Annotated in this window: 14 protein-coding genes; 7 read left to right on the top strand and 7 right to left on the bottom strand. The window is 51.4% G+C overall.

Features of this window, described 5'->3' with window-relative positions:
* Nucleotides 1–24: 24 nt before the first annotated feature.
* Nucleotides 25–2,289, bottom strand: a complete 2,265-nt coding sequence (gene clpA / locus Q8W22_RS06850) for an ATP-dependent Clp protease ATP-binding subunit ClpA (protein WP_303431520.1) — start codon at nt 2,287–2,289, stop codon at nt 25–27.
* A gap of 12 nt (nt 2,290–2,301) precedes the next feature.
* The gene (gene clpS, locus Q8W22_RS06845) at nt 2,302–2,628 is read right to left on the bottom strand and encodes an ATP-dependent Clp protease adapter ClpS (RefSeq protein ID WP_370693297.1); all 327 of its coding nucleotides are present in this window, start codon (nt 2,626–2,628) and stop codon (nt 2,302–2,304) included.
* A 190-nt stretch (nt 2,629–2,818) separates the two neighbouring features.
* Between clpS and Q8W22_RS06840 the strand changes: the two genes are divergently transcribed.
* A complete protein-coding gene (locus Q8W22_RS06840; protein WP_305451904.1) occupies nt 2,819–3,130 on the top strand; it encodes a cold shock domain-containing protein in 312 nt (103 codons plus the stop codon).
* A gap of 162 nt (nt 3,131–3,292) precedes the next feature.
* Here Q8W22_RS06840 and Q8W22_RS06835 read toward each other — a convergent pair whose 3' ends face one another.
* Nucleotides 3,293–5,527 carry an NADP-dependent isocitrate dehydrogenase gene (locus Q8W22_RS06835; protein WP_305451903.1) on the bottom strand — a complete coding sequence of 745 codons (2,235 nt, stop codon included), beginning with the start codon at nt 5,525–5,527 and terminating at the stop codon, nt 3,293–3,295.
* A 254-nt stretch (nt 5,528–5,781) separates the two neighbouring features.
* On the opposite strand from Q8W22_RS06835, the gene Q8W22_RS06830 reads away from it, so the two are divergent.
* The 5 genes from Q8W22_RS06830 (at nt 5,782) to dusA (ending at nt 9,774) form a co-directional block, all read left to right on the top strand.
* Nucleotides 5,782–6,417, top strand: a complete 636-nt coding sequence (locus Q8W22_RS06830; protein WP_305451902.1) for a pseudouridine synthase — start codon at nt 5,782–5,784, stop codon at nt 6,415–6,417.
* Nucleotides 6,418–6,560: 143 nt separating this feature from the next.
* On the top strand, nt 6,561–7,010 hold the full coding sequence (locus Q8W22_RS06825; protein ID WP_303431515.1) for an NUDIX hydrolase: 450 nt from the start codon (nt 6,561–6,563) through the stop codon (nt 7,008–7,010).
* A 1-nt stretch (nt 7,011) separates the two neighbouring features.
* A complete protein-coding gene (gene mnmA, locus Q8W22_RS06820) occupies nt 7,012–8,169 on the top strand; it encodes a tRNA 2-thiouridine(34) synthase MnmA (protein WP_303431514.1) in 1,158 nt (385 codons plus the stop codon).
* Nucleotides 8,162–8,794 (top strand): high frequency lysogenization protein HflD, encoded by a 633-nt coding sequence (gene hflD / locus Q8W22_RS06815; RefSeq protein WP_305451901.1) that lies wholly within the window; start codon nt 8,162–8,164, stop codon nt 8,792–8,794. Before mnmA ends, hflD begins: the two co-directional genes overlap by 8 nt.
* The gene (dusA, locus tag Q8W22_RS06810; protein ID WP_303431512.1) at nt 8,791–9,774 is read left to right on the top strand and encodes a tRNA dihydrouridine(20/20a) synthase DusA; all 984 of its coding nucleotides are present in this window, start codon (nt 8,791–8,793) and stop codon (nt 9,772–9,774) included. The genes hflD and dusA overlap by 4 nt, the downstream gene beginning before the upstream one ends.
* 121 nt (nt 9,775–9,895) lie before the next feature.
* Here the strand turns inward: dusA and Q8W22_RS06805 are convergent, their stop codons facing one another.
* Both Q8W22_RS06805 and Q8W22_RS06800 read right to left on the bottom strand, forming a co-directional pair.
* Nucleotides 9,896–10,222 (bottom strand): rhodanese-like domain-containing protein, encoded by a 327-nt coding sequence (locus Q8W22_RS06805; protein WP_305451900.1) that lies wholly within the window; start codon nt 10,220–10,222, stop codon nt 9,896–9,898.
* Nucleotides 10,223–10,998: 776 nt separating this feature from the next.
* A complete protein-coding gene (locus Q8W22_RS06800; RefSeq protein WP_305451899.1) occupies nt 10,999–11,922 on the bottom strand; it encodes a methylenetetrahydrofolate reductase in 924 nt (307 codons plus the stop codon).
* 257 nt (nt 11,923–12,179) lie between these two features.
* On the opposite strand from Q8W22_RS06800, the gene nhaA reads away from it, so the two are divergent.
* Nucleotides 12,180–13,406 carry a Na+/H+ antiporter NhaA gene (nhaA, locus tag Q8W22_RS06795; RefSeq protein WP_305451898.1) on the top strand — a complete coding sequence of 409 codons (1,227 nt, stop codon included), beginning with the start codon at nt 12,180–12,182 and terminating at the stop codon, nt 13,404–13,406.
* A 119-nt stretch (nt 13,407–13,525) separates the two neighbouring features.
* Here nhaA and Q8W22_RS06790 read toward each other — a convergent pair whose 3' ends face one another.
* Nucleotides 13,526–13,999, bottom strand: coding sequence for an FKBP-type peptidyl-prolyl cis-trans isomerase (locus Q8W22_RS06790; RefSeq protein ID WP_303431507.1), 474 nt, complete (start codon nt 13,997–13,999; stop codon nt 13,526–13,528).
* A gap of 67 nt (nt 14,000–14,066) precedes the next feature.
* On the bottom strand, nt 14,067–14,822 hold the full coding sequence (locus Q8W22_RS06785; RefSeq protein WP_305451897.1) for a DUF599 domain-containing protein: 756 nt from the start codon (nt 14,820–14,822) through the stop codon (nt 14,067–14,069).
* Between the last annotated feature and the right edge of the window lie 195 nt (nt 14,823–15,017).

Raw genomic sequence — 15,017 nt, 5'->3', positions numbered from 1 at the left:
AATCACAGTCTGGTTACTGCCTTTTCAGGCAGAAACCTCTTCAGGTACCACAACGACCAGTTCGCCGTCCTCGACCTGAACCATCACATCCCCTCCACGTGCCAACTCCCCAAACAGAATTTTCTCTGCCAGTGGTTTTTTGACCTTTTCCTGCACCAGACGAGCCATCGGGCGAGCACCCATTTTTTCGTCATAGCCATGCTCAGCCAACCATTGACGGGCATCGTCATCGATATGCAACATCACACGTTTGTCGTCCAGTTGTCCCTGCAACTCAACCAGGAACTTGTCGACGACATTCAGAATGGTATCTCGACCCAGGGCTGCAAACTGCACTGTAGCATCCAGGCGGTTGCGGAATTCCGGAGTAAAGAATTTTTTCAATTCCTCAGCACCGTCAACCGTATGATCCTGATGCGTAAAGCCGATACTGGCTCGACTCATCCGCTCGGCACCGGCATTGGTAGTCATGATCAGAATCACGTTGCGGAAATCGGTCTTGCGACCGTTGTTATCCGTCAGCGTACCGTGATCCATAACCTGCAACAGAATATTGAAGACTTCCGGATGTGCCTTTTCGATCTCATCCAGCAACAACACGCAATGCGGCGTTTTATTAACGGTTTCGGTCAACAAGCCACCCTGGTCGTAACCCACATAGCCAGGAGGCGCACCAATCAAGCGGGACACGGTATGACGCTCCATGTACTCCGACATATCAAAACGAATCAGTTCCATCCCCATGACATTGGCCAACTGGCGCGACACTTCCGTTTTACCAACCCCCGTAGGGCCAGCAAACAGGAATGAACCAATGGGTTTTTGTGGTGCACTGAGTCCGGCACGAGACATCTTGATGGCCGTCGACAGAGTCTGAATGGCTTCATTTTGCCCGAACACCACCATTTCCAGCTTGTCTTCCAGCTTGAACAACAGCTCTTTGTCATCGGCAGAGACAGTTTTTGGCGGAATACGGGCAATCGCGGCAATCACCTGCTCAATTTCGGCCACATTGATCTGTTTCTTGCGCCGACTGACGGGCATCAATTGCTGTAACGCTCCCACCTCGTCGATAACATCGATGGCCTTGTCCGGCATATTACGATCGGTAATATAGCGGTCTGACAGCTCTGCCGCGGCACGCAGTGCCTTGTCGGTGTATTTGACGTTGTGATGATCTTCAAACTTGGACTTCAGCCCCTTAAGAATCTTGTAGGTATCATCAACAGACGGTGCCGCCACGTCGATTTTCTGGAAACGACGGGTTAATGCACTGTCTTTTTCGAAGATTCCACGGAATTCAGTAAAGGTGGTTGAGCCAACACAGCGAATTTCACCAGAACTCAACATCGGTTTCAGCAGGTTACTGGCATCCATAACACCACCAGAAGCCGCTCCTGCACCGATGATCGTGTGAATTTCATCGATAAACAGAATGCCATGAGGCTGGCGCTTCAGCTCGGCCAACAAGGCCTTGAGACGTTTCTCGAAGTCACCCCGATACTTGGTACCGGCCAACAATGCGCCCATATCCAGACTGTATACAACGGCATTGGCGATCACATCCGGCACTTCACCATCAACAATCCGCTTCGCCAGACCTTCTACAATCGCCGTTTTACCGACACCGGAATCCCCTACCAGCAATGGGTTGTTCTTGCGTCGACGCGACAGAATCTGGATCAGGCGACTGACTTCCTGATCACGGCCGATCAGTGGATCAATCTTGCCATCCCGGGCAACCTTGTTGAGATTGGTGGCGTAGCCTTCCAATGCATTACTGGCTGTTGGTTCGCCATCTTCATCGGTGACACCCGACGTACCGGTAGTACCGGATTCATCTTCCTGGCCCGACACTTTGGAAATGCCATGGGAAATGTAATTCACCACGTCAATACGGGCAATATTCTGTTGTTTGAGAAAATAAACGGCCTGGCTTTCCTGCTCGCTGAAGATGGCAACCAGTACGTTGGCACCGGTCACTTCCGCCTTGCCAGACGATTGCACATGAAATACAGCACGCTGCAGTACTCGTTGAAAGCCCAGGGTTGGCTGGGTCTCACGCTCGTCATCCGTGTCTGGAATCAGTGGTGTTGTCGCGTCCACAAAATCCGTCAACTCCTTGCGAATCCGTGGCACATCAGCACCACAGGCTCCCAATACGGCTGACGCAGCATCATTGTCGAGCAATGCCAACAACAAATGCTCTACGGTCATAAACTCATGCCGTTTTGAGCGAGCATCTTTAAAAGCCTCATTCAGAGTAAGCTCTAACTCTTTGTTCAGCATTGAATAGTCCCCCTAATCGTCAGCTGGTGCTACCTCGCACAGCAATGGATGCTGGCAATCTCTAGCGTATTGATTCACCAACTCAGCTTTAGTTTCAGCAACATCCCGAGTGTAGATGGCACATACTGCACTGCCTTTGGTATGAACTGTCAACATGATTTGTGTGGCCTGCTCCGGACTTCTGTTAAAAAACCGTTGCAGCACTTCGACCACAAATTCCATGGGCGTGTAATCGTCGTTCATCATAATCACACTGTACATAGAAGGTTTCTTGAGGGCAGGTTTGGTATTTTCAACCGCTACACCGCCTTCACGCTCATCCCCTGGCTGGTTGCTCATGTTTGATTCTAGTTGAGTTTTGGAAGTAAGGTACATAGCACTGATGATCTTGGAATTTGATTTCATGATACCTGTGCAAGCAAGGATGCTCTAGCGGCTTGACGCCCGACACGACCACCAGTACTGTATTGGCCCGCGTCGTAATAATTGTCACAGCAACATACTGACAACAAAACAAGGAGGTATTGCGATGAAGACCGGAACTGTCAAATGGTTCAACAACGCCAAGGGCTATGGATTTATCCTCACCGATGAAGACAACGAGGAGTTGTTCGCCCACTACTCCACCATCGTGATGGATGGTTATCGCACGCTCAAGGCCGGTCAGGCCGTACAATTCGACACCAAACCAAGCGATAAAGGCACTCACGCCATCAATATTCGCACTCTGGATGCCACAGCATCTCAAGCTGCCACCACAACGCCAGACACCACTCCAGGCACAATCTCTGAATCGGTTACTACAGCGGTCTGCAGCAACGAGATGCCGGTGTCTGCCTGAGACGGCCTGGCATCAAAACAGAGACATACAGGCAAAGAGGACCATCTTCAATTTGTAATATTTAGCAAACTGAGTGTTCCATTTCAGGACAGAATAATTTCAAAACGCAGCAACCAGGCATAAAAAAACCGCCTTTCGGCGGTTTTTTTATGCTCTGATCAATTACTTGGCCAGACCATCCACTATTTCGTTCAGTGTTGCACTAGGACGCATAATGGTTTTAACCAGCTCTTTGTCGACCTTGTAGTAACCACCAAGATCTACCGGTTTGCCCTGAACTGCCGCCAACTCAGCAACAATTTTGTCTTCGTTTTCAGCCATGGCGGCGTAAACCGGGGCAAAGATTTCTTTCAGCTCAGCGTCTTCATCCTGAGTGGATAACGCCTCAGCCCAGTACATGGCCAGGTAGAAATGACTACCACGGTTATCCAGACCGCCGACCTTACGAGCAGGCGACTTGTTTTCAACCAGGAATTTACCGGTTGCAGAATCCAGCGCCTTGGCCAATACATTGGCTTTAGGCAGATCAGCAAATTCAGACAGATGCTCCAGAGAGGCTGCCAGTGCCATAAATTCGCCCAGCGAATCCCAGCGCAGGTAGTTCTCGTTGATCAGCTGCTCAACGTGCTTTGGTGCGGAACCACCAGCACCGGTTTCAAACAAGCCACCACCGCTCATCAGCGGCACAATGGACAACATCTTGGCAGACGTACCCAGTTCCAGAATCGGGAACAGGTCAGTCAGGTAATCACGCAGAACATTACCGGTAACAGAAATGGTGTTTTCACCTTTCTTCATGCGTTCCAGCGAGAAGTGAGTCGCTTCCACTGGAGTCATGATACGAATATCCAAACCCTCGGTGTCGTGCTGCGGCAGGTAGGCATTTACCTTCTTGATCAGCTCAGCATCGTGGGCACGCTCAGGATCCAGCCAAAAGATGGTTGGCCAGCCAGTAGCGCGAGCACGGCTAACCGCCAGCTTCACCCAATCCTGAATCGGTGCATCCTTGGCCTGACACATACGCCAGATATCACCAGACTCAACCGCATGTTCCATCAACACAGTACCCGCGGCATCAGTGACGCGTACGGTACCAGCAGCAGGGATTTCAAAGGTTTTATCGTGTGAACCGTATTCTTCTGCTTTCTGGGCCATCAGCCCCACATTCGGTACGGTACCCATGGTGCGCGGATCAAAAGCACCGTTTTCACGACAGAAATCAATCGCTTCCTGATAGACACCGGCATAACAACGGTCTGGAATCATGGCCAGGGAATCATGCAGTTTGCCATCAGCACCCCACATTTTACCGGAAGAACGGATCATCGCCGGCATGGATGCATCCACGATCACATCGTTTGGTACGTGCAGGTTGGTGATGCCCTTGTCCGAGTTCACCATAGCCAGGTCAGCACGGGACTCATAAACAGCAGCGATATCCGCTTCAATCGCTTCACGCTCTGCATCTGGCAGGGATTTGATCTTGGCATACACATCACCCAGACCATTTTTCACATCCACACCCAGTTTTTCGAAGGTGTCAGCGTATTTGGCAAATACGTCTTTGTAATACACCTCTACCGCGTGGCCAAACATGATCGGGTCAGATACCTTCATCATGGTGGCTTTCAGGTGCAAGGACAGCAGTACATCCTCTGCTTTCGCCTTTTCGGCTGATTGCTCGTAGAATTCACGCAGCTTGGCAACACTCATACTGGACCCGTCGATGACTTCATCAGCCAACAACGACAGCTTTTCTTTCAAGACAACGGTTTCGCCCGCTTCATTCACCAGCTCAATACGAACGTCGGTAGCAGCCGGCAAGGTAACGGATTTTTCACTGCCGTAAAAATCACCGTCTTCCATGAAAGCAACATTGGATTTGGATTCTTTGCTCCACTCACCCATGGAGTGTGGGTTGGCACGAGCATAAGCCTTGACAGATTCTGGAGCACGACGGTCAGAGTTACCTTCACGCAGCACCGGGTTAACTGCACTGCCTTTGACGCGGTCGTAACGGCTACGGATGTCTTTTTCTTCATCAGTCACCGGGTTAGCCGGATAGTCAGGCAGCTTGTAACCTTTGGATTGCAGTTCCTTAACGGTAGCTTCCAATTGAGGGATCGAAGCACTGATGTTCGGCAGCTTGATGATGTTGGCTTCTGGTTGTTTCGCCAACTTACCCAAAAAGGCCAATTCATCCGCCTGGCGTTGCTCTTCGGTCAGGTATTCTGGAAACTGACAAATAATACGAGCTGCGAGAGAAATATCCCGAGTCTCTACATTGATACCAGTCTGCCCTGCAAAGGCTTTAACGATTGGGAGTAAGGAATAGGTCGCGAGAGCCGGAGCCTCGTCAGTGTCGGTGTAGATGATCGTAGGATTATTAATAGACATTCTTACTCCTGTTGTGTGAGCTGAAATTGCTATAGCGCTCGGATTTCCTGATAACCACTTGTGGTAGTTATGCTGAGGTAGAAACCCGCAGACAAATGATAAAACAAGTCAAGGGATTGCCTAGACTCGCTGAAACACCACCTACTCCGGTAGCATTTCGATCGTGAAAACGGCGCATAATTTGTAGTTTTTCTACAAAAAATGCAAGCTAGACTATTTAGTTAAGTAGTTTTCCTACAGAACAATGAGCTCATATGGCCCTGCTTATCCTTGTCAACAAACCTTTTAACGTCCTCTCCCAGTTTACCGATACTGAAGGACGAAAAACCCTAGCTACTTTAGTCGACATCCCAAAAGTCTACCCCGCGGGCCGTTTGGATTATGACTCCGAAGGCCTGCTTTTGCTTACTGACAACGGTCAACTCCAGGCCAGAATTGCTCATCCGGCACAAAAAATGGAGAAGACTTATTGGGTCCAGGTTGAAGGTATTCCTGATCAAAAAGCACTCGAACAACTACGCCAGGGCGTCACATTGAAAGACGGCCCGACACGCCCTGCCCAAGTGGCCAGGATTGCCGAACCCCGGCTCTGGCCAAGGCATCCGCCCATTCGACAGCGCGCCAACGACGTCACCAGCTGGCTCGAAATACGCATCAAGGAAGGCCGCAACCGCCAGGTGCGACGCATGACAGCCCACATTGGCCACCCAACCTTGCGACTGGTCCGAACCGCCATCGGTAACTGGACTCTGAACAACCTGGCGCCCGGAGAGTTCCGGGTTGAAACCGTGCATATGCCACAACCCTCTGAACGGCCCAAAAATAATCGCCGTACCGTTTCTGGCCGGACTTCCAGGGCGGGAAAATCCGCAGGAACACGCCGCCGATAACGATCAATCAGGAATAACTGTTTTTCCCGGACAATATTGGAAAAACAGCTACTTCCCTCCCCTCATTGGTCAGCTCAACGTCATTTTTGGGTTTTGCTGTCACTATCGTTTATTATTCTCTCTCGTTGTTATCTGGAGCCATCATGCCTAATCGCTGGACACCCCACGCTACCGTTGCCACCATTGTTGAGCAAGATCAACGTTTTCTGATGGTTGAAGAAATCAGCGCCGGAAAAACCGTGATCAACCAGCCCGCCGGGCATATTGAACAGCATGAAACCATTATCGATGCCGCCATCCGGGAAACCCTTGAAGAAAGCGGCTGGCAAGTCACCCCGACCGCACTGATTGGCCTTTACACCTACACCGCTCCGGCCAATGGCGTGACCTACCATCGCTACTGCTTCAGTGCCAAAGCCGACCGCTTTTTGCCAGACAGCCCGCTTGACGATGGCATCATTGGCCCCCGCTGGATGACCATTGAAGAATTACGCCACTGCCCCAATCTCCGTAGTGCCATGGTTCTGAGCTGCGTCGAAGACTACCTCAGTGGCAAACAATTCCCGTTAAACGCAATCGTTGAGCACCCGTAAGATGCCAAACCAGAACACCAAAGTCATCGTTGGCATGTCCGGCGGTGTTGACTCGTCCGTTTCCGCCTGGCTGTTACAGCAACAGGGGTATCAGGTCGAAGGCCTGTTTATGAAAAACTGGGACGAAGACGACGGCACCGAATACTGCACCGCCAAAGACGATCTCGCTGATGCCCAACAAGTCTGCGATGCGCTGGACATTCCCTTGCACCAGGCCAACTTTGCCGCCGAATACTGGGACAATGTCTTCGAATACTTCCTCGCGGAATACAAGGCTGGCCGCACCCCGAATCCAGACATCCTCTGCAACCGCGAAATCAAGTTCAAAGCCTTCCTGGAATACGCCAAAGTGCTGGGGGCTGACCTGATCGCCACCGGGCATTATGTTCGCCGACGCGACACTTCATCCGGCCAGACCGAGCTGCTCAAGGGGCTCGATCCCAACAAAGACCAGAGCTATTTTCTGCACGCGGTCGGCGGTGAAGAAATCGCCCAGACATTATTTCCCGTTGGCGAGCTGGAGAAACCTGAAGTCCGCAAGATTGCCGAAGCCAACGGACTGGTCACCGCCAACAAAAAAGACTCGACCGGCATCTGCTTTATCGGTGAACGGCGTTTTCGTGATTTTCTCAAACAATACCTGCCAGCCCAACCCGGCCGCATCAAAACCCCGGAAGGCGAAGACATTGGTGAGCACCAGGGGTTGATGTACCACACCCTGGGTCAACGCCAGGGACTGGGTATTGGCGGGCTGGCCAACCATCCGGACCAACCCTGGTTTGTCGCCGGCAAAGACCTGGAACATAACGTTCTGATTGCCGTACAGGGTAAAAACCACCCGCTGCTGTTTACCGACACACTCACCACCGGTGCTATTTTCTGGGTAAATCAGGAACCGGCCAAGTTGCCCTTACACTGCACCGCCAAAGTCCGTTATCGCCAGAGTGACCAGCACTGCGTGATTGAACGACAAGACACCGTCGATGGTCAGACGGGCTACCGGGTGATTTTCGAACAGCCACAACGCGCCATCACACCGGGGCAATCGGTGGTTTTTTATCTGGATGACGTTTGCCTCGGCGGCGGCGTTATTGAAACCACCAGCAATCAACCATCCACTAATGACTCATCCGTCACAGCAGGGAACCAACATGACTGACCGCCGTCAGCAAGCCATTGCCATTGCCGCCGTCGTTCAGGCCGCCACTCTGGTAGAGCAGCTGGCTCGTACCGGAGATACCTCCATCAGCGATGCTACGCCACTCCTGGCCAGTCTGTTTGAACAGAATCCGGAGTCATTTGATGACATCTACGGCGACCCCAGCCACAGCCTGCAGCTCGGCATCAACACCCTGCAAACGCTGGCATCCGGCAAGGGAGACAGCCTCAGCCCCGATATCACCCGCTACACCGTCGCCATATTGCACCTGGAAAGCAAACTGCGCCGCAACCACGATATGATTGCAGCGCTCGGCAATGGCATCCAGCAAGCATCTCGCCAGGTGGATCACTTTTCCATCAGCCACGAAAACACCATTTCCGCTCTGGCCGAGCTCTACAAGCAAACCCTCAGCAACCTCAGCTTCCGCATTCATGTCACCGGTGACCCGATGCACCTGCAAAACGAACACACCGCCAACAAGGTACGGGCGCTGCTGTTATCTGGCATCCGGGCAGCCATCCTTTGGCGCCAGGTAGGCGGACGCCGCTGGCATCTGCTACTGCGCCGTAAACAATACCTCAACGCCCTGGCGCAATTATCACGACCGGGCAACAGCGAATGAGGACACTGAATCGCCGCTTCAGCACCGCCCCGATGATGGACTGGTCCGATCGTCATTGCCGTTATTTCTGGCGCCACCTGTCCAGACAAGCACTGTTGTACACCGAGATGGTTACTACCGGCGCCCTGATTCATGGCAACCGTGAACGCTTTTTACAGTACAACGACATCGAGCACCCGATTGCCTTGCAATTGGGCGGCAGCAATCCGGACGAGCTGGCCCAATGCGCTCGTTTTGCTGAAGACTGGGGTTACGATGAAGTGAACCTGAATGTCGGCTGCCCCAGCGACCGGGTACAGAACAACATGATTGGCGCTTGCCTGATGGGTCATCCGCAACTGGTCGCCGACTGCGTCAAGGCCATGCAAGACCACTGCTCCATTCCGGTCACAGTCAAACACCGAATCGGTATCGACGATCAGGACAGCTATGACCATATGCGCGACTTTGTCGCCACCGTCGCCGAAGCAGGCTGTGAGGTGTTTATTGTGCACGCCCGCAAAGCGGTTTTGCAGGGGCTTTCCCCCAAGGAAAACCGCGAAGTGCCGCCACTGAAATACGACTATGTTTATCGCCTGAAGCAGGAATTTCCGCATCTGGATATTCTGTTAAACGGCGGTTTGAAAACCCACGATGAGTCGTTACAGAGCCTGCAACATATCGATGGTGTCATGATTGGCCGGGAGGCTTACCAGAACCCTGGCATTTTGCTGGACGTTGACCGCTTGTATTTCGACACAACACCCGACAGCACCGGCCCGATGTCAAAAGCGGACATTATTCGCAGCCTCTACCCGTATATTGAAGAGCAACTCAGCCTCGGCGCCACATTAAGCCATATCAGCCGCCACACACTGGGGCTGTTCAATGCCCAGAAAGGTGCTCGTTTATATCGCCGACATCTTAGTGAAAATGCCTACAAAAAAGGCTCTGGACCGGAAGTCATGGAGCAAGCTCTCGCCTTTGTCGAGCAGACATAAACAGGCAACCACAAAAGCCACCAACAGCTGCAGTGCAGCATTCGTCGGTGGCTTGGCAGGTCGCTTGGCAGTCGAAGGTGAATTCATTGTAAAAGACTACATGCAGCTGCCAGCCATCGACTCAAGGCTTGTCGAGCAATTCGCTCCGGTATGCCCGGGCACTGCTCAATGTCTTGATATTCTTGATATTAGTAAATCCCATACCATCCAGGGTATCGGCAGCAATACTGGCGCGACGCCCGGAACGACAGTACAGCACAACCTGATCATCTTTCTGCAGCTGCAACTGGCCTATTCTTTCGGCTATTTGCTGAAAAGGAATATGGGCAGCACCGGTGAGATGATCCTGCTGATATTCTTCATCAGTACGCACATCCACAAAAATGGTGTCCGCCATCGTCAATGTTGACCCCAATACCAACAGCACCGCCAACCAGAGTTTTTCCATGATAATTTCTGTCCCGAACAGGTCATATTTGGCTTTCGACCATAACGACAAAGCCAGAAAAAATAAAGATTGACAGGCATTTAATACCCTCTAATACCTTCAACCCAGTCACAAATAGCGTTTATGCAACCCCACCAGGCAACATCGCACACGGTGATTCCTGGCAGGCATCCGGCAGAGACCACGCTGAAATCCATGCAGTCAATGGCGATTGATTCACCGGCAGAAAGCCGTTATCAGGCAAGCTGTCGCGGCAAACCCTAATTATAGAGTGCTCAACTATGATAGACTGGGGCGCTGACAGGATGCCCAACGGCCCACGGATGAGGCAAAGCAGACCGGAAAAACAACCACATCAGTAACAGCAGACATCGCAATGTTCGCATTGGTTATCCGGTGTTTAACAACCGAACCAAGGTTCATTGACAGAGCCTGGCCCCATCCAGACTGAACAGGAATCGACATGACCAAACCCAATTCTCGACTTCAGGCGCATCGTGCTCTTCGAACCCCTAGCCTGCCTGCCCCTCGTTTTGGCCCTCGCCAGCCGACCAACAAAGCAAGCTCCGTGATTCCAGCTACAACGCAGGATCAACCCAATTCCAGACCTCCTGTCACCCCTATCGATCCCCAACGCTAAGCTCTTACACAAGGCCACTCCGGATTCATCGGCGAACCGGTCAGCTTCGGCGTCATCGACAGAGCTGGTTCAGCGGACAGAACCAGCTCTCAGGGTACGAATGAGTCAACTCAAATGGCATCAGGGCAGAACCAGCTCAGGATACGGACGGAGCCGGTCGCGACACCCGGTTCAGTAACTCAATAGCCGCTTCTACTTCGACCTTGCGTACAGCAACACTTTCGATATTGCATCCCACCGGCACCCCCAGAGTATCCGCAAAAGCCTTGAGCTCGCGCCAGTTAGCTTCAGAATAATTGACCGATTGCTCAAGAATATCGTGAGCGTGCAGCAGCTCATTCTCCAGCCAGCGTGGAATACTGATCCCCAGCCATTTCATGAAATTCAGCGTCTGCACAGACCCACAGGGCGTCAAGGTAAAGATTACCGGCACCAGATCGATTCCCTGGGCTTTACCAGCGTAATAATAGTCAGACAAAAAATCCTTCGATGCCTGCAAGTCGTAAACCCCCTGGGAGATAAAAAACGAACAGCCCTGGCGAATCTTTTCAAAAACACGCAGATGCTCATCACCCTTGGCCCGATGGCGCTCAGGAATCATCACACCTCCCAGCAGGACATCCGGCCGAACCTGCTGCTTTAACTGGTAAGCTTCAGACATGGTCATGGTGACCGACTGGTCTTTTGAGGCAGCACCAACAAAGACAGTCAGATTATCTGTCGCAGAGACCTGCTGGAGAAACGCACTCAATTGCTCGCCTGGATACTTGCCAGCGGCGCGATAAATGATTTTGGGTACGGTCAGCGCTGCCAGCTGTTGGCGGCTGTAGTCAAAACAATCCAGGGTTTCGATAAACGGAAAAGGCCGCTTCTCGGCGGTTCGTGATTCTTCGTCCTGAATGTCGTACAGCACCAGACCATCGATAGGCAATGACTGCATGCGCTGGATTTGCAGCTCAGCGATCTCTGCAATCCGGGCTGGCTCCGTACCTTTTTTCGGTGGCACGATGCCGTACAACACGATGCCACTTTCCCTGTTGCGGATTTTTTCGGTAAGCATAATGACAATTCCAAAATCTGTAATATTCCAACCCGCCAACACCTTCGGTGGATCGTACAAAGATGACATATTAACCCAGCTTGACTTAATCCGCTAAACCCCTGAATTAACAGTTGATTATTCAAATTTACAAGAAATCAAATCCAACGTAAAAACTCCTTCCAGATCGAATATTTATATCCGATCATGCTGGCCCGACAGACAAGCAAAATGATAATGTAGACACCTCTGAACGACAGGAAGCCTATTCATTACCTATGAACATATCCTCACTCTTGCCGAAATCACTGAACAGCTTGAACAGTTTTTTCAAGATGGAATCCGCCAGCGGTCTGTTGCTGATGTTTGCCGCACTGATGGCGATCATCTTTGCCAATACTCCACTGGAACCGTTTTACAATCTGCTACTGGACACTCCGGTAGAAGTCCATATTGGCGCGCTGCATATTGCCAAACCCCTGCTGCTTTGGATTAACGATGGCCTGATGGCTATCTTCTTCTTTATGGTAGGTCTGGAGCTGAAATACGAATGGCTCGAAGGTGAATTACGCGACAAACGCAACGTTGTCTTGCCAGGCATCGGTGCCTTGGGCGGCATGTTCGTACCTGCGGTGATCTACATCGCGTTCAATCACAAAAATGAGTTGGATATTCAGGGTTGGGCTATCCCGGCAGCCACGGATATTGCTTTTGCTCTCGGTATTTTGATGTTATTGGGCTCTCGCGTCCCGACCAGCATCAAGATATTCCTGACATCTCTGGCCATCTTTGACGATATTGGCGCCATTATCATTATCGCCGTGTTTTATACCGACAACATTTCCCTGACGGCACTCAGCGTCATCGCCTTGTGCTTGCCGATACTATTCATGGTGAACCGGCTTCAAGTAGCCTCCAAAAGTGTCTACATGCTCTTGGGAGCCATCATGTGGGTTTCGATGCTGAAATCCGGTGTACACGCCACCCTGTCGGGCATCATGTTGGCGATGTTCGTACCAATGAAACTTGATCGCCAGCCTGGTTACTCACCGGCCCACCAACTGGAAAAAGACTTGCACCCGGTCGTTGCGTTCTTCATCTTACCCGTTTTTGCCTTTGCCAACGCGGGCCTCAACCTCACCGGCATCGGCATGGATCAACTGCTACACCCAATCCCGGTCGGGATTGCCGCAGGCCTGTTCATCGGTAAACAACTAGGGATCTTTGCGTTCTGCTGGCTGGCCATCAAGATCGGTTGGACCAAACTGCCTAGCAACGTCTCCTGGACAACACTCTACGGCACCGCCGCATTGTGTGGCGTCGGCTTTACCATGAGTTTGTTTATCGGCTCGTTGGCCTTTGAGGACGGTGGCGGTATCGAAAACACTTTCGATGAGCGCTTGGGGATTCTGATTGGCTCGATTGCTTCCGGCATCCTTGGTTATATGGTTCTGAACAAAAGCCTGGGCAAACCGGCTGAGTCAGAAGCACAAAACAAAGCCTGATAGTCTGATAGTCTGATAGTCTGATAGATGGTCAAAACCGGCTCGCCCATACAGGCGAGCCGGTTTTGCTTTAGATGGAGCTGACAAGAACAGGACAAAAACACCGACAGAACCAATCCCTACTCTATACCGAGCAATTCCACTTCGAATATCAGCAGGCTGCCCGGTTCGATCCGGCCAGCACGGCGTTTGCCATAGCCCAGCTCTGACGGGATATAAAAGATATTCTTCTGGCCAACGGTCATCAACTGCACACCTTCCGTCCAACCAGGAATCACCTGATTCAAACGAAAACTGATGGTTTCTCCACGCTCAACCGAGCTATCAAAGACAGTACCGTTCAGTAAGGTACCATGATAATGCACTGTTACCTTGCTACTGGCGGCTGGGTGCTCACCACCATTACCCGGTTTTAACACCTTGTATTGCAAACCCGAGGCGGTCGAGACAACGCCGTCTTCCGCTCCGTTCTTTGCCAGAAAGGCATCTCCCAGCGCGATATTTTCATCCGCCCCTTTACTGCCAACCCCCGCACGACGCAAGGCATAACCCAGCAAACCGGCAATCACTGCAACCAGAAGTATATCCAGCATTATTCCATCCGTTTATCAATAGTGGACCCGAATCATAAGCGACTCATCAGCCACTCGGCCACAGGAATCAATAGTTCGACAATTCCTTGTCATCCCGAGTCAGTTTTTCACCAACATTTTCAACCATCTTTAATGCTTTTAATGAACTGGATAAAAACTCCCGTTCATACAGAATAAATACCACCGTTGCGGCACTGGCCAAAAACAACCAGACATTGACAAACCACAACAACAACGCCAGCGAAAAATAAAAAGCTCGCAAGCCGTTGTTATAACTGTGGCCAGCCTGATCGATCACCTTGGCAGCATAAATAGCAAAACTGCGCCGTTCGGCCGCCGTTACGGTTTTGTCATTAGGGAACGGTGCTGCCCCAATCAAGACCGAAGCAAAACCAAACTGCCGCATCGACCAGGTAAAGGTAAAGAAAGCATAAATAAATACGCCAATCATGACCCCGACCTTCAATTCCATGGCCAACAGACTGTCAGGGGTAACAAAAGAAATTTCCAGCAAGACATCCTGAATTTCGTTCACCGCCGACATAGCCGTCAACAAACCCGCCAACACCAACACACAGGAAGACGCAAAAAAGTTAACATTCCGTTCGACGTTGGCCAGCAAGGCCGCATCCCCGACCCTTACCTCTCGCATCAGCAGCCGTCGCATCCAATTGATCCGGTGTACATGCATCACCGATGACAGAGAAGCGGTACGCTTTGCCATGTACTTGGCAAAGCGCCCATAAACAATCCAGCAGAACAAAAACCAGGCCAGCGCGGCCCAATTCAACCAACTGATGGCATCTTCAGGGATGTTATGCACAATATTTCTCGTTATTACCTGTGAGTGATACAAACAGAATATAGCGGCTGCCACCACTTTGATGTCCGACAACCACAACATTCACGCTGGCCGCGCATTCAAACAAAGTCCAGCCAAGCCATCCAGTCGGATCGGTCACGACACCGTTGCATCAGAACAAGATAACGCCTATTGGTCCTCCCTCATTACCTCACT

Origin of the sequence: Oceanobacter sp. 1_MG-2023, from assembly GCF_030689025.1 — a bacterium.
In the GTDB taxonomy this organism is placed as follows: Bacteria; Pseudomonadota; Gammaproteobacteria; order Pseudomonadales; family Oceanobacteraceae; genus Oceanobacter.
The sequence above is the reverse complement of the archived record's forward strand: the minus strand, read 5'-3'. Positions and strand labels throughout refer to the sequence as shown.